The 16926-nt window shown below is 66.9% G+C and carries 14 protein-coding genes; 8 read left to right on the top strand and 6 right to left on the bottom strand.

The window, feature by feature from the left end; translation table 11 throughout:
• Window positions 1-27 precede the first annotated feature (27 nt).
• The 3 genes from GH660_RS05000 (at window position 28) to GH660_RS05010 (ending at window position 4732) form a co-directional block, all read left to right on the top strand.
• The gene (locus GH660_RS05000) at window positions 28-1428 is read left to right on the top strand and encodes an aspartate ammonia-lyase (protein WP_153145503.1); all 1401 of its coding nucleotides are present in this window, start codon (window positions 28-30) and stop codon (window positions 1426-1428) included.
• 68 nt (window positions 1429-1496) lie between these two features.
• Window positions 1497-3419, top strand: a complete 1923-nt coding sequence (locus GH660_RS05005) for an ATP-binding protein (RefSeq protein WP_153145504.1) — start codon at window positions 1497-1499, stop codon at window positions 3417-3419.
• Complete coding sequence (locus GH660_RS05010; protein WP_153145505.1) at window positions 3416-4732, top strand: sigma-54 dependent transcriptional regulator; 1317 nt, start codon at window positions 3416-3418, stop codon at window positions 4730-4732. Before GH660_RS05005 ends, GH660_RS05010 begins: the two co-directional genes overlap by 4 nt.
• 16 nt (window positions 4733-4748) lie before the next feature.
• Here the strand turns inward: GH660_RS05010 and GH660_RS05015 are convergent, their stop codons facing one another.
• Genes GH660_RS05015 through GH660_RS05030 form a run of 4 tightly spaced genes read right to left on the bottom strand, consistent with a single transcriptional unit; the run spans window position 4749 to window position 8535 of the window.
• On the bottom strand, window positions 4749-5369 hold the full coding sequence (locus GH660_RS05015; RefSeq protein WP_228276368.1) for a triacylglycerol lipase: 621 nt from the start codon (window positions 5367-5369) through the stop codon (window positions 4749-4751).
• Between the two features lie 10 nt (window positions 5370-5379).
• On the bottom strand, window positions 5380-6072 hold the full coding sequence (locus GH660_RS05020; RefSeq protein WP_153145506.1) for a phosphatase PAP2 family protein: 693 nt from the start codon (window positions 6070-6072) through the stop codon (window positions 5380-5382).
• Entirely contained in the window at window positions 6053-7528 is a 1476-nt protein-coding gene (locus tag GH660_RS05025) for a glycosyltransferase family 39 protein (protein ID WP_153145507.1), read from the bottom strand. Before GH660_RS05025 ends, GH660_RS05020 begins: the two co-directional genes overlap by 20 nt.
• Window positions 7525-8535, bottom strand: coding sequence for a glycosyltransferase family 2 protein (locus GH660_RS05030; RefSeq protein ID WP_153145508.1), 1011 nt, complete (start codon window positions 8533-8535; stop codon window positions 7525-7527). The genes GH660_RS05025 and GH660_RS05030 overlap by 4 nt, the downstream gene beginning before the upstream one ends.
• Window positions 8536-8647: 112 nt before the next feature.
• Here GH660_RS05030 and GH660_RS05035 point away from each other — a divergent pair, with 112 nt between their 5' ends.
• The 4 genes from GH660_RS05035 (at window position 8648) to GH660_RS05050 (ending at window position 12431) form a co-directional block, all read left to right on the top strand.
• Entirely contained in the window at window positions 8648-9220 is a 573-nt protein-coding gene (locus tag GH660_RS05035; RefSeq protein WP_153145509.1) for an aminodeoxychorismate/anthranilate synthase component II, read from the top strand.
• Window positions 9217-10242, top strand: coding sequence for an anthranilate phosphoribosyltransferase (gene trpD / locus GH660_RS05040; protein WP_153145510.1), 1026 nt, complete (start codon window positions 9217-9219; stop codon window positions 10240-10242). Before GH660_RS05035 ends, trpD begins: the two co-directional genes overlap by 4 nt.
• Window positions 10242-11030: an indole-3-glycerol phosphate synthase TrpC gene (trpC, locus tag GH660_RS05045; protein ID WP_153145511.1), complete on the top strand. Its 789-nt coding sequence runs from the start codon at window positions 10242-10244 to the stop codon at window positions 11028-11030. The genes trpD and trpC overlap by 1 nt, the downstream gene beginning before the upstream one ends.
• 87 nt (window positions 11031-11117) lie before the next feature.
• Window positions 11118-12431 (top strand): adenylate/guanylate cyclase domain-containing protein, encoded by a 1314-nt coding sequence (locus GH660_RS05050; protein ID WP_153145512.1) that lies wholly within the window; start codon window positions 11118-11120, stop codon window positions 12429-12431.
• On the opposite strand, the gene GH660_RS05055 is transcribed toward GH660_RS05050, so the two are convergent.
• Window positions 12409-14103, bottom strand: a complete 1695-nt coding sequence (locus GH660_RS05055; RefSeq protein WP_153145513.1) for an ATP-binding protein — start codon at window positions 14101-14103, stop codon at window positions 12409-12411. The genes GH660_RS05050 and GH660_RS05055 overlap by 23 nt on opposite strands.
• Window positions 14104-14234: 131 nt before the next feature.
• Here GH660_RS05055 and GH660_RS05060 point away from each other — a divergent pair, with 131 nt between their 5' ends.
• The gene (locus tag GH660_RS05060; protein ID WP_153145514.1) at window positions 14235-14879 is read left to right on the top strand and encodes a prepilin-type N-terminal cleavage/methylation domain-containing protein; all 645 of its coding nucleotides are present in this window, start codon (window positions 14235-14237) and stop codon (window positions 14877-14879) included.
• A gap of 42 nt (window positions 14880-14921) precedes the next feature.
• Here the strand turns inward: GH660_RS05060 and GH660_RS05065 are convergent, their stop codons facing one another.
• Window positions 14922-16883: a monovalent cation:proton antiporter family protein gene (locus tag GH660_RS05065; RefSeq protein WP_153145515.1), complete on the bottom strand. Its 1962-nt coding sequence runs from the start codon at window positions 16881-16883 to the stop codon at window positions 14922-14924.
• Between the last annotated feature and the right edge of the window lie 43 nt (window positions 16884-16926).

Raw genomic sequence — 16926 nt, forward strand, 5'->3', positions numbered from 1 at the left:
ACCATGAGTATTCAACAAGGAGACAGCATGACCTACCGCAACGAGCACGACCTTCTGGGCGACGCCCCAGTGCCGGCCACCGCCTACTGGGGCATCCACACCCTGCGCGCCGTCGAGAACTACCCGATCACCGGCAAGGCGATCGGTAGCTACGCCGAACTGGTGCGCGCCCTGGCGCTGACCAAGCAGGCGGCGGCGCTGGCCAATGCCGAGCTCGGCCAGCTCGACAAGACGCGCGCCGACGCCATCGTCGCCGCCTGCCAGGAAATCGCCGGCGGCAAGCTGCACGGCGAGTTCGTCGTCGACGTCATCCAGGGCGGCGCCGGCACCTCGACCAACATGAACGCCAACGAGGTGATCGCCAACCGGGCGCTCGAACTGCTCGGCCACAAGAAGGGCGACTACGCGCACCTGCATCCGCTCAACCATGTCAACATGTCGCAGAGCACCAACGACGTCTACCCGACGGCGCTGCGCGTCGCCACCTGCCTGTCGATCCGCGCCCTGCTCTCGGCGATGGCCGGGCTGCGTGAAGCCTTCGCCGCCAAGGCCGAGGAGTTCAAGGACGTGCTGAAGATCGGCCGCACCCAGCTGCAGGATGCCGTGCCGATGACCCTCGGCCAGGAATTCTCGACCTACGCGGTGATGCTGCACGAGGACGAGCTGCGCCTCGGCGAGGCGATCGCCCTGATCCGCGAGATCAACCTCGGCGCCACCGCCATCGGCACCGGCATCAACACCGACATGCGTTACTCCAAGCTGGCCATCGCCCACCTGTCGCGCCTGTCCGACCTTGAGCTCGAAGCGGCGCCCAACCTGATCGAGGCGACCCAGGATTGCGGTGCCTTCGTCCAGCTTTCGGGTGTGCTGAAGCGCGTCGCCTGCAAGTTGTCGAAGACCTGCAACGACCTGCGCCTGCTGTCTTCCGGCCCGCAGGCCGGGCTCAACGAGATCCGCCTGCCGCCGCGCGCTGCCGGCTCGTCGATCATGCCGGGCAAAGTCAATCCGGTGATCCCGGAAGTGGTCAACCAGATCGCCTTCGAGGTCATCGGCAACGACATAACCATCACCATGGCGGCCGAGGGCGGCCAGCTGCAGCTCAATGCCTTCGAGCCGATCATCGCCCACAGCCTGTTCAAGAGCATCGAGCACCTGGCCGCCGGCTGCCGCACGCTGACCGCGCATTGCGTGCGCGGCATCACCGCCAACCGCGAACTGCTCGCCGATCGGGTACGCACCTCCGCCGGCCTGGCGACGGCGCTCAACCCGCACATCGGCTACGAAAACGCCACCCGCGTCGCCCAGGAAGCCCTGCGCACCGGCCGCGGCGTCGCCGAACTGGTCGAGGAGATGGGGCTGATGGGGCGCGCCGAGCTGGATGCTGTGCTGGCCCCGGAGGTGCTCACCGCGCCGCGCCGGATGGACTGACGCGGTCGACCGTCAAAAAGGGGCGATTTTCAGCGGTTACAATGCGCCGTCCGCCCCGCCGCCAAACCATGCCCGAAACCCGCCAGACGATCCCGGTTGCCTTGCCCCGCCCGCATCGGCCGCTGGCGGTCGCGCTGGTGCTGCTGCTCCTGCTGGCGGTCGGGCTGCTTGCCTACCGCGCCTCGGAGCGTGCCGGGTTGCGCCAAATGCGGGCCGAGGCCAGCCACCAGCTCGACATCCTGGCCGCGGCCATCGACAGCGAGGTGACGCGGCATGCCTCGATTCCCAGTGCCGTCGAGCTGAATCCTGACGTGCTGGCCCTGCTGCGCGCCCCGGCCGAGCGCCAGGACACGCTGCAGCCGGCAGCCAACCGCTTCCTGCAGCAGCTCAACGACCATCTCGGCGGGCCGGCCATCTTCGTGCTCGATACCCGCGGCCAGGTCGTCGCGTCGAGCGACTGGATCTTTTCCGACAACCTGCTCGGCTCCGACGTCTCCTACATGCCCTTTTTCCGCAGCGCGGTTGGCGGCACGCCGGCGCGCCACTACGCGGTCGACAAGGTGCGCCACGAGCCCGGTTATTTCTTCGCGCTGCCGATCCGCGACGAGCGGCAGGAGTGGAAGGTGATCGGCGTCGCCGTCGTCAAGTCCAGCCTGCGCGAGATCGAGCGGCGCTGGCTGGGCCAGGAAGCGCCGGCGCTGATCGTCGACCGTAATGGCATCGTCCTCCTCGCTTCGCCGCCGGAATGGCGCTACGCGACGCTGCAGGCGCCGGGCAGGGAAGCGCTGGCGCGGATCAGCCGCGAGCAGTTCGCCGGCCAGCCGGTCGGTGCAGTCAGCCTCGACATCGCGCTCGAAGGCGCCGACGAGGGCGTCATCGTCCGCCTGCCCAGGCATCTGCGCGAGGACATGAATCCACTGCCCGGCGCCCGCCCCTATCTGGCGCTGTCGCGCAATCTGCCGGGGACGGCGTGGCGCATCGTCGTCTTCTCCGACCTGCGGCCGGTGGCCGTGCAGGCGGCGACGCACGCCGCGCTGGCGACCGCCGCCATCGGCTGTCTGCTGCTCGGCCTGCTTTACCTGAACCAGCGCCGGCGGCTGGCGCGCGGGCGCGAGGAAGCGCGGGCGATGCTGGAGCGGGCCAATCAGGAGCTGGAGCGCAACGTCGCCGAACGCACCGCCGACCTTTCCGAGGCGGTGACCCGCCTGCAGCGCGAAGTCGGCGAGCGCCAGCGCGCCGAGCAGACGCTGCGCGCCGCCCAGGACGAACTGGTGCAGGCGGCCAAGCTGGCGGTGCTCGGCCAGATGGCGACCGGCATCACGCACGAGCTGAGCCAGCCGCTCGGCGCCATCCGCACGCTGTCGGCCAACGCCGCCGAGTTCATGCGGCGCGGCGACCTAGCGACGGCGGAAAAGAATCTCGCCATCGTCGGCCAGCTGTCCGAGCAGATGGGCGGCATCATCGGGCCGCTCAAGACCTTCGCGCGCAAGTCGCCGGCGGTGCCGGCGGCGGTCGACGTCGCGCAGGCGGTCGACGCCGCGCTGTTCCTCTTCGAGCAGCGGCTGCGCAAGCAGTCGATTGTGGTCGACCGGCAAATCGCGGCCAATTCCTGGATCGCCTGGTGCGACCGCAACCGCCTGCAGCAGGTGCTGGTCAACCTGATCGGCAACGCCATCGACGCGATGGCCGACGAGCCGGAACGGCGGCTGACGTTTTCCGTGGAGCGCGCCAGTTCGGGGCAGGTGGCCCTGGCCGTCAGCGATAGCGGTGCCGGCTTCACAGAGGCGGCGCTCGAACATTTGTTCGAGCCTTTCTTCACGACCAAGCAGCCGGGCGAAGGCCTGGGCCTCGGGCTGACCATTTCGCGCGACATCCTGCGCGATTTCGGCGGCGACCTGCTGGCCGGTCCGGCCCCCGGTGGCGGGGCGCGTTTTGTTATCCTGTTGCCGCCCGTGCCATCGACTTCTCCTGCCGAAAAAGATCCGCCATGACGCCCCCACTTTCCGTCCTGCTCGTCGAGGACGACCCCCATGTCCGCCTCGGCTGCGAGCAGGCCATGCAGCTGGCCGGCATCCCGGTCGACGCCGTCGCCACCGCCGAGGAGGCGCAGCGCCGGCTGAGCGCCGACTACGCCGGCATCGTCGTCACCGACATGCGGCTGCCGGGCATGGACGGCATGGCCCTGCTGCGCTGGGTCGGCCAGCTGTCGCCCGACCTGCCGGTCATCATCATCACCGGGCACGGCGACGTGACGCTGGCGGTCGAGGCGATGCGCAGCGGCGCCTACGACTTCATGCAGAAGCCGTTCTCGACCGGCGACCTGGTCGACGTCGTGCGGCGGGCGCTGGAAAAGCGGGAGCTGGTCCTCGAAGTCGAGGCCCTGCGCCGCCGCCTCGATTACCGGGACGATCTCGAAGCTAGGTTGATCGGCCGTTCGCCGCAGATGGCCAAAGTCCGCCAGCTGATCCTCGACGTCGCCGGTGCCGCGGTCGACGTGCTGATCTTCGGCGAAACCGGTACCGGCAAGGAGATGGTCGCGCGCTGCCTGCACGACCTCTCGGGCGCCAAGCAGGAGAATTACGTCGCCCTCAACTGCGGTGGCATGGCCGACAACCTGCTCGACAGCGAGCTCTTCGGCCACGAGCCGGGCGCCTTCACCGGCGCCCAGAAGCGGCGCATCGGCAAGATCGAGTACGCCAGCGGCGGCACGCTGTTCCTCGACGAGGTCGAGTCGATGCCGATGAACATGCAAATCAAGCTGCTGCGCGTGCTGCAGGAACGGGTCATCGAGCGCCTCGGCTCGAACCAGCAGATTCCCGTGTCGTGCCGGGTCATCGCCGCGACCAAGGAAGACCTTCGCGTGCTCGCCGACCAGGGGCGCTTCCGTGCCGACCTCTATTACCGGCTCAACGTCGTGCGCATCGAGCTGCCGCCGCTGCGCGAGCGGCGCGAGGACATCCCGGCGCTCTACGACGAATTCCTGCTGCAGGCGGCCAAGCGCTACAACCGGCCGCCGCCGGCGGTGACGCCGGAGCATCTGCGCCGGCTGATGGCGCTCGACTGGCCGGGCAACATCCGCGAACTGCGCAACGCCGCCGAATGCCATGCGCTCGGCATCGGCCGCGACGCGCCGGCTGCGGGTGGCGAGCCGCTGTCGCTGACCGAAACCGTGGAAAACTACGAGCGCCTGCTGATCGCCGCCGAATTCACCCGCCAGCAGGGCAACGTGGCGCGCACCAGCGAGGCGTTGAAAGTCGCGCGCACGACGCTGCACGACAAGCTGAAGAAGTACGGACTGATCTGAGCCGCCGGTATCGGCGTCAGCGGGTCGCTGTTGATGGCGACGTTGCCAGCCGGCGCACGATGTCGTCGAGGACGGCGCGGGAATTCATGATGAAGGTGTGGCTTGCGGCGACCTCGACCCGCTCGCCGCTTTCGCTCGCGACCTCGTCGAGCGTCAGGATGCCGTCGTTGGCCTGGTTGCCGAACGGCAGCCAGCGGGCGCGCGGACCGGCGGTGCCGGCATAGATGACGGTATTTGGCGGCAGCGGCAGGCTGTGCATGAACGCCTCGTCGGCGAGCAGGCTGCCCATCTCGCCGGTCAGCGCCCGGTAGAGCCCGTAGCGCGAGAAAAACCGCGCCGCCTTGCAGGCGCGCATCGGCGGCGCCAGCAGAAAGGTATGGCGCGGCGGATTCGTCAGCTTGGCCAGCGCCCGGCGCAGGATCACCGAGCCCAGCGAGTGGCCGATGACTGCGTAAGGAAGCGAGCCGACCTGTTGCTCGATCTTGCGCACCACCCGGGCGCTGACGCCGTCCAGATTCTCGGCCCATGCCGCATAGCCGAACAGGTACGTGCCGTACCCCAGCTTTGCCAGACGCCGTTTCAGGATCAGCATGGAAGCCGGCGTACGCCCCATGCCGTGGATCAGGATGATGTCCATCGGCCGGGGTTCAGGCTTGCTGCGCCGTCGGTAGCCAGCCTGCCTTGCGGAACAGCCATTCGGTGACCCACAGGCTGAAGTAGGTGGCGAACCAGGCGAAGATGGTGTCGGACAGGAAGTGGCCGCCCGGCACCATGCGCACCAGCGCGAAGAGGCCGCCGAAGGCGATGCTGGCGAGCAGCCAGCGGCGGCGCACGGCCGGCGCGCCGAGCCAGCCGAAGGCCATGATGAAGGAGGCGGTGGCGACGTGGCCGCTGACGAAGGAGCAGTTCTTGGCGCACTGGTCGGCCGGGATGAAGGCCGGCGTGAACTGCTTGCTGCCGCCGAAATTCACCGTATTGACCGGGCGCGTCCGCCCCGAATGTTCCTTCAGCGTCGCGTCGACCAGCAGGATCGGGCCAAGCAGCCCGCCGGCGAGCATGAAGCCGATCACCGCGCGGCGCGCCTTGAGCCCGGGGAAACGGTGCCAGAAGCTGAGCAGCAGGAGCGCCAGCAGCACGACCAGCAACCCCTGGCCGACGCGCGGCAGGCCGCGGTAGGGGATTTTCAGCCACCACGATTCGTTGTTCAGCAGCCACTGCCCGTCACCCCGGTAGAACAGGCCGCTGGCCGCCAGGTCGAGCTGCGGGAAGGCGACGAAGAGCACGGCCAGCAGGCCGAACGCGAGCAGCGCGAGGCGAAATTCAGTAGCCCTTGAAGTCACGGAGCAGATAGACGTTCATGGTGCGCGACTGTTCGCCCGGCAGCGGCGCCTGCAGCGCGGCGAGTTGTTCGCTGCTGGCGAAACGGCGGGTGAACTCCTCGTCGATCGGGTCTTCGCGGATCAGGATGGCGTCGCGGCCGAGCCACGGGCGCAGGTCGGTGGTCAGTTTGTAGTGGTCGCTGGCGATGCCGGCCGGGTTCCAGCTGGCGGCCGGTCGCCGCAGGTCGCGCACTTCGTAGAGCATGTGGGCGAGGAGGGTGCGGTTGTCGGCGATCAGCACGGCGTCGGGGTAGGCCTGCAGCAGCGGCGTCAGTTGCCGGCCGAGGTCGTCCCAGCCCTGGGCGCGGGCGTAGAAATTCATTTTTGCCTGTTTTTGGCCGTCGACCGCCGCAAGCACCAGCGGCCAATGGTAGGCGACGCCGATCAGGGCGATGTTGAGCGCGATGCCGGCGATCAGCAGCCGCTGCCTGCCGCGCTGCAGCAGCCAGGCGACTACAGCGATGGCGGCCGGCGCGAAGGCCGGCGCCGCCCAGTTGGCGTTGGCGGTGCTCTTGAAGGCCTGCGCCGAGACGACCGCCCACAGCGGCAGGGCGAACCACAGCAGGAGCCGCGTGCGCTCGTCGGACCAGCTCTTGCGCACCTGAAAGAGCAGGATGAAAAAAACGCTGCCGAGCACCGGTCCGAAGGCGCCCCATTGCGCCGCCCAGAATTCGCCTAGCGCCTTCAGGCCGCCGCCGGCCTTGCGGTTCACGGTGATGTCAGCGGTGTGCTTCAGGGTCGGGAAATCGTGGGCGACGTTCCACCCCAGGTTCGGTCCGAGGATGAGCAGCGCCACCCCGGTGGCCAGCCACGGTTTGGGCGATGCCAGGCGGCGGCGGTGGAAGGCCAGCAGGTGCAGGAAGGCGGCACCCAGCCAGGCGGCCATCGTGTATTTGGAGAGCAGGCCGAGGCCGCAGATGGCGCCGAGCAGCAGCCAGTCGCCCCAGGCGTCGCTGTCCAGCGCACGCAGGTAGGCCCACAGCGCCAGCGCCCAGAACAGGGTGAGCAGGGCGTCGGTCGAGACGAAGAGGCCGAGCCAGGCGAAGATCGGCAGGGTCAGCACGGCCAGTGCCGACCAGAAGGCGACGCGCGCGTCGTAGAGGCGGCGGGCGATGGCCCAGCAGGCGGCGGCGGCGAGCGGGTAGCAGAGCATGGCCAGCGCCTTGACGCCGAGCAGGCCGTCGCCGAACAGCGTGGTGGACAGGGCGATCAGCGCCGCGACGCCGGGTGGCTTGGAGAAATAGCCCCAGTCGAGGTGCTGCGCCCAGGTCCAGTATTGCGCCTCGTCGACGTAGAGCGTGACGCCCATGCGCGGAACGACCCAGAAGCGCCAGGCGAGCAGGAGGGCCGTCAGGCCGAGCAGGATCTTGCCGCCGGATTTCTCGTAAATTCCGGCGTCGACCGCAACAGCCGTCACGCCGGCCTGTGCCAGCCTTCATCGGCGGCCAGCGGGGTCTCCGGGCGCGCCGAATAGGAGCGGATGGTGCCGGACTCGAAGTAGATGCGGGCGAGCAGTTCGGCGAGCACGCCGGTGGTGATGAAATGGACGCCGGCGATCAGGCCGCCGATGCCGACGATCAGCGCCGGGCGGCCGCCGATCGGATTGCCGAGGCCGAACTTTACCCACGCCAGCCAGGCCAACACGAGGCCGGAAAGCGCGGTCAGGGCCAGCCCGATGCTGCCGAAGAAATGCCCGGGGCGGGCACGGAAGCGCATGAAGAAGAACACCGCGATGAGGTCGAGGATGACGCGGAAGGTGCGCGAGATGCCGTACTTGGAGACGCCGGCAGTGCGCGCGTGGTGCGTCGTCGGTTCCTGCGCGATGCGGCGCGGCGTCGTCACGGTGGCCAGCCAGGCCGGGATGAAGCGGTGCATTTCACCATACAGGCGGACGCGCTTGATGACGTCGCCGCGGAAGGCCTTGAGGCTGCAGCCGTAGTCGCGCAGCTTGACGCCGGTCATGCGGGCGATCAGCTTGTTGGCGATCTTCGAGGGGATCTTGCGCAGCACCAGGCCGTCCTGGCGGTTCTGGCGCCAGCCGGCGACCAGGTCGAGGTCTTCGTTCAACAGGCGGGCGACCATGCGCGGAATGTCGATCGGGTCGTTCTGCAGGTCGCCGTCCATGGTCACGATCACATCGCCGCGCGCCGCGTCGATGCCGGCCTGCATGGCGGCGGTCTGCTTGAAGTTGCGCGTCAGCTCGACGATGCGCACATGCGGGCCGTATTCCTTCGCCGACTGCAGGGCGCGCTCGACCGTCGCGTCGCTGCTGCCGTCGTCGACCAGCACCAGTTCCCACGGATTCTCGTAGCCGGTCAACGCTTCATGCACGCGCTTGACCAGCGGCGCGATGTTGTCTTCCTCGTTGTAGAACGGGACGACGATGGAAAGCGCGTGCGGCGGGACGGTATGGGCGGCGTTCATAAGCGAATCCGGCGGTAAAGGCGGCATTTTAATCGAAAAGCCCCCGCCCGGCTGTGCAGTGGGCCTTTAATGTAGAATCAGGGGCTCACGAAACAGGCAAGGAATCAACAGCATGCTGCTGATGATCGACAATTACGACAGCTTCACCTACAACATCGTCCAGTATTTCGGCGAGTTGGGGCAGGAGGTGCAGGTTTACCGCAACGATGCCATCGGCGTCGCCGACATCGCCCGCCTCAAACCCGAGTATCTGGTGATTTCGCCCGGCCCCTGCGCCCCGGCTCAGGCCGGCATCTCGCTGGCGGCGATCCGCGAGTTCGCCGGCAAGATTCCGCTGCTTGGCGTCTGCCTCGGCCACCAGGCGATCGGCGAAGCCTTCGGCGGCAGGATCGTGCACGCCAAGCAACTGATGCACGGCAAGGTGTCGCCGGTGCGCCACAAGGATGTCGGCGTCTTCAAGGGCCTGCCCAACCCGCTGACCTGTACCCGCTACCACTCGCTGGCCATCGAGCGCGAGACACTGCCCGACTGCCTCGACATCACCGCCTGGACCGACGACGGCGAGATCATGGGCGTCCGCCACAAGACGCTGGCCGTCGAGGGCGTGCAGTTCCACCCCGAATCCATCCTGACCGAACGCGGTCACGACCTGCTCAAGAACTTCCTGGACGAATTCAAGAAATGACCCCCCAAGCCGCCCTTCAGCGTGTCATCGAACACCGCGAAATTTTCCATGACGAAATGGTCTCGCTGATGCGCCAGATCATGGGCGGCGAAGTGACGCCGGTCATGATCGCTGCCATCGTCACCGGGTTGCGCGTCAAGAAGGAAACCATCGGCGAGATCGCCGCTGCCGCCAGCGTCATGCGCGAGCTGTCCACCAAGGTGGATGTGCCTTACGACAACCGTTTCGTCGACATCGTCGGCACCGGCGGCGATTCGGCGCACAGCTTCAACATCTCGACCACCTCGATCTTCGTCGCCGCGGCCGCCGGCGCCAAGGTGGCCAAGCACGGCGGGCGCAGCGTGTCGTCGAGTTCGGGCAGCGCCGACGTGCTGGAAGCGCTCGGCGCCAACATCATGCTGTCGCCGGAACAGGTCGCCGCCTGCATCGCCGAAACCGGCATCGGCTTCATGTTCGCGCCGAGCCATCACAGCGCGATGAAGCACGTCGCGCCGGTGCGCCGTGAAATGGGGGTGCGCACCATCTTCAACATCCTCGGACCGCTGACCAACCCGGCGAGCGCGCCGAACACGCTGATGGGCGTCTTCCATCCCGATCTTGTCGGCATCCAGGTCCGCGTCATGCAGCGCCTCGGCGCCGAGCGCGTGCTGGTCGTGCACGGCAAGGACAACCTCGACGAGATCTCGCTCGGCGCGGCGACCCTGGTCGGTGAGCTGAAGGATGGCGAGGTGCGCGAATACGAGGTGCATCCCGAGGACTTCGGCCTGCAGATGCTGTCGCTGCGCAACCTGCGCGTCGGCAGCGCCGAGGAGTCGAAGGCCATGCTGCTCGGCGCCCTCGACAACAAGCCGGGCGCCGCGCGCGAGATCGTCTGCCTGAACGCCGGCGCCGCGCTCTACGTCGCCAACGTCGCCGCCAGCATCGGCGACGGCATCGTCCGGGCGCGCGAAGCCATTGCCAGCGGCGCCGCGCGCGCCAAGCTGGCGCAGTTCGTCGAATGCACGCAGCGGCTGGCGAAGTAATGGCCGACATTCTCGACCGGATCGTCGCCACCAAGCGCGAGGAAATCGCTGCCGCACAAGCCGTCAAGCCGCTCGCCGCCGTCGAGGCCGAAGCCGCGACCCAGCCGGCGCCGCGCGATTTCGTCGGCGCCATCCGCCGCAAGATCGGTTGCGGTCGGCCGGCCGTCATTGCCGAAATCAAGAAGGCGAGCCCGTCGAAAGGCGTCATCCGCCCCGACTTCCAGCCGGCCGAAATCGCCCGCAGCTATGCCGCGCACGGTGCTGCCTGCCTGTCGGTGCTGACCGACCGCCAGTATTTCCAGGGCTGCCCGGACTACTTGCAGGCCGCCCGCGCCGCATGCGAACTGCCGGTGCTACGCAAGGACTTCATGGTCGATGCTTACCAGGTCGCCGAGGCGCGGGCGATGGGCGCCGACTGCATCCTGCTCATCGCCGCCTGCCTGTCGCTCGCTGAAATGCAGGCGCTGGAAGCGCAGGCGCATGGCTACGGCATGGCAGTGCTGGTCGAGGTCCATGACGGCGAGGAACTCGATGTCGCGCTACAGTTGCAGACGCCGCTGCTCGGCATCAACAACCGCAACCTGCGCACCTTCGAGGTCACGCTGCAGACGACGCTCGACCTGCTGCCACGCATCCCGGCCGAGCGCATCGTGGTTGCCGAAAGCGGTATCCTGAAGCCGGAAGACGTGGCGCTGATGCGCGCCAACCAGGTCGAAACCTTCCTGGTCGGCGAGGCCTTCATGCGCGCCCCGTCGCCCGGCGAAGAGCTGGCGCGCCTGTTTTCCTGACCTCCCGGTCATGTCGGCGGCTTATTGACGGCGCCGTTGACGACTGCCAAACTGATTGCGTACCGTCGTTCCGACGGCAGGGATGCCATGAACCAGCCTCAGCCTACCTTGTTTCGCGCGCTCAGTACCGCGGGTTTCAACCCGGATGACGACGCCGAAACACGCCTGAAGAAATCGCTGCTGATCTTCGCCACCGGTCTCGTCTCGCTCGGGTCGATGCTGTGGCTTTTCCTCTACTGGCAGATGGGGCCGCAATTTTCGTCCACGGCGCCGTTCGTTTTCCAGCTGCTGCTGGTTTCCAACCTGGTGTTCTTCCTCAAGAGCGGCAACTTCAGCTTCTTTCGCTATTCGCAGCTGGCGTTGTTTCTCTTCATGCCTTTCGTCGTGCAGTGGAGCATCGGCAACTTCATCACGGCCAGCGGCATCAGCCTGTGGGGCCTGCTGGCGCCGATCGGCGCCGTGCTGTTCTTTGGCGTGCGCGAATCCGCCGCATGGTTCTTCGCCTACCTCTTTCTGACCGCGCTCTCCGGCTTCTTCGACTACTTCCTGGCCGACAGTTTTGCGGCCACCGCGTCGCGCGTGCCGATTCGCGTCAGCGTCTTCTTCTTCGCGCTCAATTTCGCCGCGGTGTCGACCATCGTCTATCTGTTGCTGCGCTATTCGACGCAGGAGAAGGCCAAGGCCCAGGCCAGCCTGGAGGAGACGCACCGCCTGTTGCAGGACGAGCAGGAGCGCTCCGAGCGCCTGTTGCTCAACATCCTGCCCGGCCCGATCGCCGAACGCCTGAAGTACGAGAAGCAGACCATCGCCGACGGCTTCGCCGACGTGACGGTGATGTTCGTAGACATCGTCAATTTCACCAAGCTGGCCGAGGGCATGTCGCCGCAGCAGGTCTTCGCCATGCTCAACCGCATATTTTCCTCCTTCGACGAGCTGGCCGAACAGTTCGGCATGGAAAAGATCAAGACCATCGGCGACGCCTACATGGTGGCCGGCGGGCTGAACAACGAGCAGGGCGGCTACACGCAGGCGATCGCCGAGCTGGCGCTCGCCATGCGCGACTTGCTGCGTACCGACTTCGAGGTCAATAGCCTGCACCTTGAAGTGCGCATCGGCATCGGCACCGGGCCCGTGGTGGCCGGCGTCGTCGGCAAGAAGAAATTCATCTACGACCTGTGGGGCGATACCGTCAATCTGGCCAGCCGCATCACCAGCGAAGGGGTACCGGGCATGGTCCACGTGGACGAGACGACCTATCGGCGGCTGGCGGAGTGCTTCGAGTTCAAGGCACCGCAGATCATCCACCTGAAGGGCAAGGGCAACACCCCGGTCTATTGCCTGCTCGGGCCGCGCGCCGACCCGTCGCCGGTCGCCGCAGTCAGCTCCGCGGCGTCAGCGTGAAGCACACCGCGCCCGGCTGGTTCTCGGCCAGGCGAAGCGAATAACCCGTTTCCTCGGCCTGCCGTGCCGCGTGGTAGAGGCCGATGCCCAGTCCGTAGGCGGACTGGACGGGGGCCTGCAGCAGCGACTCGACCAGACCCGGAGCGACCGGCTGACCGTTGTCGTGCACGCTGAATCGGGCACGGTTGCGGTCGACCGCCAGTTTGACCGATATTTCGAGGCCGCTCTCGCGCTGGCGCTTGGTCAGCGCGTTCTGCAGCAGGTTTTCGGCGATGCTGTCGAACAGGGCGCTCGGCAGCTCGGCGTCGCCGTGGAGTTCCTCCTCCCAGGTGAGGCTGTCGCCGGCGTGGCGTTCCTGCAGGCGATCCCACCATGCAGCCGCGGAAATCGTCCGGGTGTCCTCGGTCTGCGGGCGCTGCAGCTTGTCGAGGGTGGATTTGAGGCGCTCGGCGATCTGCGGCAACTGGCGCGCCAGCAGTTGCGCGACGGCGGCTGGGTCACCGGGCTGGGCTGCCGCGTAGCACAGGGTCTGCAGTGACTGCAGCAGGTTCTTGACGTCGTGCGTGACGCGGGCGCCGGTTTCATAGACCGCCTGCAGGTAGCCCATGCGCTGCAGTTCGTGCGTCTGGAACTTGACCAGGTAGAACTCGGTGGCCAGGCGCAGCAGCCATTCCACGTGCCAGCACATGGCGGGTGACGGGGCGTAACGGAAAAAGACGGTGAGGGCGACGTCGTTGCGGCGATAGTCCTGGCTGTGGGCGGAGGGCGTACCGAATTCGCCGGTTTCGGCGCCAGCCTGCCAGCGGCAGCCAACGACCCAGGGCATGCGATCAAGCTGCTCGAGCGCTGCCGCCAGAAACCGCACTGGGTGCGTCTCGCGCTCGCTGGTCTCGGCGAGATGGATCAGCCATTGTTCCAGCGGCAGGCCGACCGACAGCAGGTAGCGCGAGAGCGCTGAGCCGACGCCCGAAAAGCCGCCGCGCGGGTTCCATGCCCATGCCAGCACCAGCAGCGCCGCCGCGATGGTCAGCGACGTCTTGGCCAGCGCCTCGACATAGCTGACGCCGCCGACCAGCGTGAAGGCGAGGGCGCCGAGCACGAAGACGGCGAGGGCGAGGAAGACCAGCATGCCGTAGAACAGGTCGAAGGCGTCGCCGGCCTGGCGGCGCAGCGGGTGCGCCGGGAAGAGCAGCAGGACGAGGAGCAGGACCGGCATGTAGCGGGCGATGGCGTCGCGCGGCAGCGGGGCGAGGACGACGGTCGGGGAGATTTCCGGGACGACGCCGAAAATGATCAGGCAGACCAGGTAGCCGAAGGCGAGGAGGTAGCCGGCCCGTTCAATGCGCTGGCTGGTCCACAGCACCCGGCCGCCGATCACAGCCGCCAGCGCGCCGCACCAGATCAGCATCAGCCAGGGGCCGAGCAGCCACGTCGAGGCCAGCGCGATGCCGAGCACCACGCCGCCCTGGCGCAGGTTCATCCGCCGCTCGCCGGCGACGAACGGCTGCCAGATCAGGAACAGGCCGAGCGCGACGAACCACAGGATGCGCACGTCCGGCAGCTTCCAGCCGCCGAAGGCCAGGGCGTGCAGCAGCAGGAGGTGGCCGGCAAGCAGAAAATGCGGGCGGCGCGACCACCAGGGGAGGGAGATGGGAGTGTCGGTGGTGTTCATGTTTTCGACAACTGTCGATATTTCGACAGGTTGCAAAGGTGTTTTCGGGGCTGCAGGGGCAATTTTTGGGTATTTTTGGTTGGCACGGACCTTGCGGAGGGTAAGCCAGACAGATTCAACCGGAGAATGACATGAAAAACAACCAAGGCGGCTTTACCCTCGTCGAAATCGCCATCGTACTGGTAATTATCGGCCTGTTGCTCGGCGGCGTGCTGAAGGGGCAGGAACTGATCACCCAGGCCAAGATCAAGAACGTCGCCAATGACCTGACCGGCATGTCGGCGGCGGTCTATGGCTACCAGGACCGTTTCAAGAAATTCCCTGGCGATGACGATCAGGCTGCCGGGCGCTGGCTCAATCCGGCCACCGTCTCCGGCAATGGGAACGGTGCGGTCGGCGCCAACGGCGTGGCGGCGGTGATCGATTGCTCCGCTGCTGGCAATGCCGGTCTGGAAAATTGCCGCTTCTGGCAGCATCTGCGCCTCGCCGGCTTCGTCGGTGGGGATTCGGCCAGCGTCCTCTCTCCGCAGAATGCAGGCGGCGGTATACTTCAGGCCCAGAATGGCGCCCTCGGTCTGGCCGGGCTGACCATTTGCTCGACGAACCTGCTGGGCAAGATCGCCAGTGCGATCGATTCCCAGTTCGATGACGGCAGGCCCGGAACCGGTCAGGTGCGTGGGACGAACAATCCCGCAGCTCTGGACACTGCGCTCGCCGCTAACGTCGCCTATGTCGATGATGGCAGCACCGTGTATGTGGTCTGCAAATCGCTCTGATCAGCAGGGAATCCATTTCAAGCCCGCCTCGGCGGGCTTTTTTCATTTTTGCAGCAGTCTTTCCTCGGCCGCAGATATCGCTTCCGGATTGCCGAGAACGACGACGACGTCGCCTTCCTCGAGCCGCGTTTCCGGGGCGGGTTCGACGGCGCGGATGCCGCGGCGACGAATGGCGCTGACTTCGCAGCCCAGTTGATCGAGGTTGAGTTGGTCGAGGGTGCGCCCGATGGATCCCGAGCCGGGGCCAAGGAGCACCGAGTGCAGGCGCGGCTGGTGATGGTCGTCGGCTTCGTCGAGGTCGTGGTCGCTGGCGCCGCGGTAGAAGCCGCGCAACAGGCTGTAGCGTTGCGAGCGTGTCTGGCGGATGCGCTTCAGCACGCGATTGAGCGGGATGCCGAGCAGGACGAGCGCGTGCGATGCCAGCATCAGGCTGGCTTCAAGCGCCTCGGGAACGACTTCGGTGGCGCCGGCGCGTGACAGGCGCGCGATGTCGCGTTCGTCCGCCGTGCGGACGATAACCGGGATCTCCGGGCGCAGGGCCTGGATGTGGAAGAGTATCTTCTCGGCGAGCGGCGTGTCGCTGACCGTCACGATGGCGACGCTGGCGCGCATCAGGCCGGCCGCGATCAGCGCTTCCTTGCGCCCGGCATCGCCGAAGACGACGGTTTCGCCGCCGGCGGCAGCTTCGCGCACGCGATCCGGGTCAAGGTCGAGGGCGATGTAGTTGATTCCCTCCTGGGCGAGAAAACGCGCCAGGTATTGACCGTTGCGCCCGAAGCCGCAGAGGATCGCGTGCTTTTCGGTACCCATCGACTGGGCGGCGATCTGCGTCAATTGCATCGAACGCAGCAGCCATTCGCCGGCGACGAAGCGCATGACCAGCTTCTCGCTGTACTGCACGATGAAGGGCGCGATCAGCATGGAAAGGACGAGGGCGGTTAGCGCCACCTGCTCGATGGCTTTCGGCATGCGGGTGATTTCGCCGAGCAGGACGAAGCCGAACTCGCCGCCGGCGCACAGCCAGAGCGCCGAGCGGATGGCGTTGCCCGGCGTCGACCCGAGGCGCCACGAGAGCAGGCCGACGACCGCGCTCTTGACTAGCAGCAGGCCGCCGAGGGCCAGCAGCACCTGCCACCAGAGACCGACCAGGATGTGGAGGTCGAGCTTGACGCCGATGGTCACGAAGAAGAGGCCCATCAGTACGTCGCGGAAGGGCTTGATGTCCTCCTCCACCTGCAGGCGGTACTCGGTTTCGGAAATCAGCATGCCGGCGACGAAGGCCCCCAGCGCCAGCGACAGGCCGGCCAGTTCGGTCAGCGTGGCGAGGCTCAGCGTGATCAGCAGCACGTTGAGGATGAACACCTCCGAGGACTTGGCGCGGGCGACGAAATGGAACCACTTGCGCATCAGCCGCTGGCCGAAGACGAGGATCACGGCAAGGGCGACGACGGCCTTGACCAGCGCGATGCCGAGCAGCATCGCCAGTTTTTCCGGCGGTTGGGTCAACGAGGGGATCAGCACCAGCAGCGGCACCACCGCCAGGTCCTGGAACAGCAGGACGCCCATGATCTCGCGTCCGTGCACCGAATCGAGCTGCATGCGCTCGGCCAGCAACTTGGTGAGCACCGCCGTCGACGACATGGCGAACACGCCGCCGAGGGCGATACCCAGTTGCCAGCTGATGCCGAACAGCATGGCGAGGCCGGTGATCAGCGCCATGCTGACGACGACCTGCAACAGGCCGAGCCCGAAGACGATGCGCTTCATGGCGTAAAGCTTGGGCAGCGAAAACTCGAGGCCGATCGAGAACATCAGGAAGACGACGCCGAACTCGGCGAGATATTCGGCGCGATGCACGTCGTGCATCAGGTTCAGCGCATGCGGTCCGATGACGCTACCGACCAGCAGGTAGCCGAGGACCGGCGGCAGGTTGAAGCGACGGAAGATCACCACCGCGAGCACCGAGGCGCCAAGAAGCAGGAGAACGAGGGAGAGCGCGCTCAAGGCCGTTTCGCTAAGTCAGGTATACTTGGGGCATCATAACCGC

This window comes from Dechloromonas sp. H13 (assembly GCF_009469615.1).
Taxonomy (GTDB): domain Bacteria; phylum Pseudomonadota; class Gammaproteobacteria; order Burkholderiales; family Rhodocyclaceae; genus Azonexus.

What these genes read in the sequence shown, in the direction of transcription:
- GH660_RS05050 (WP_153145512.1), top strand. Translation starts at nt 11,118, where the DNA reads ATGAACCAGCCTCAGCCTACCTTGTTTCGCGCGCTCAGTACCGCGGGT.
- GH660_RS05035 (WP_153145509.1), top strand. Translation starts at nt 8,648, where the DNA reads ATGCTGCTGATGATCGACAATTACGACAGCTTCACCTACAACATCGTC.
- GH660_RS05030 (WP_153145508.1), bottom strand. Translation starts at nt 8,535, where the DNA reads ATGAACGCCGCCCATACCGTCCCGCCGCACGCGCTTTCCATCGTCGTC.
- GH660_RS05005 (WP_153145504.1), top strand. Translation starts at nt 1,497, where the DNA reads ATGCCCGAAACCCGCCAGACGATCCCGGTTGCCTTGCCCCGCCCGCAT.
- trpD (WP_153145510.1), top strand. Translation starts at nt 9,217, where the DNA reads ATGACCCCCCAAGCCGCCCTTCAGCGTGTCATCGAACACCGCGAAATT.
- GH660_RS05055 (WP_153145513.1), bottom strand. Translation starts at nt 14,103, where the DNA reads ATGAACACCACCGACACTCCCATCTCCCTCCCCTGGTGGTCGCGCCGC.
- GH660_RS05000 (WP_153145503.1), top strand. Translation starts at nt 28, where the DNA reads ATGACCTACCGCAACGAGCACGACCTTCTGGGCGACGCCCCAGTGCCG.
- GH660_RS05015 (WP_228276368.1), bottom strand. Translation starts at nt 5,369, where the DNA reads ATGGACATCATCCTGATCCACGGCATGGGGCGTACGCCGGCTTCCATG.
- trpC (WP_153145511.1), top strand. Translation starts at nt 10,242, where the DNA reads ATGGCCGACATTCTCGACCGGATCGTCGCCACCAAGCGCGAGGAAATC.
- GH660_RS05010 (WP_153145505.1), top strand. Translation starts at nt 3,416, where the DNA reads ATGACGCCCCCACTTTCCGTCCTGCTCGTCGAGGACGACCCCCATGTC.
- GH660_RS05060 (WP_153145514.1), top strand. Translation starts at nt 14,235, where the DNA reads ATGAAAAACAACCAAGGCGGCTTTACCCTCGTCGAAATCGCCATCGTA.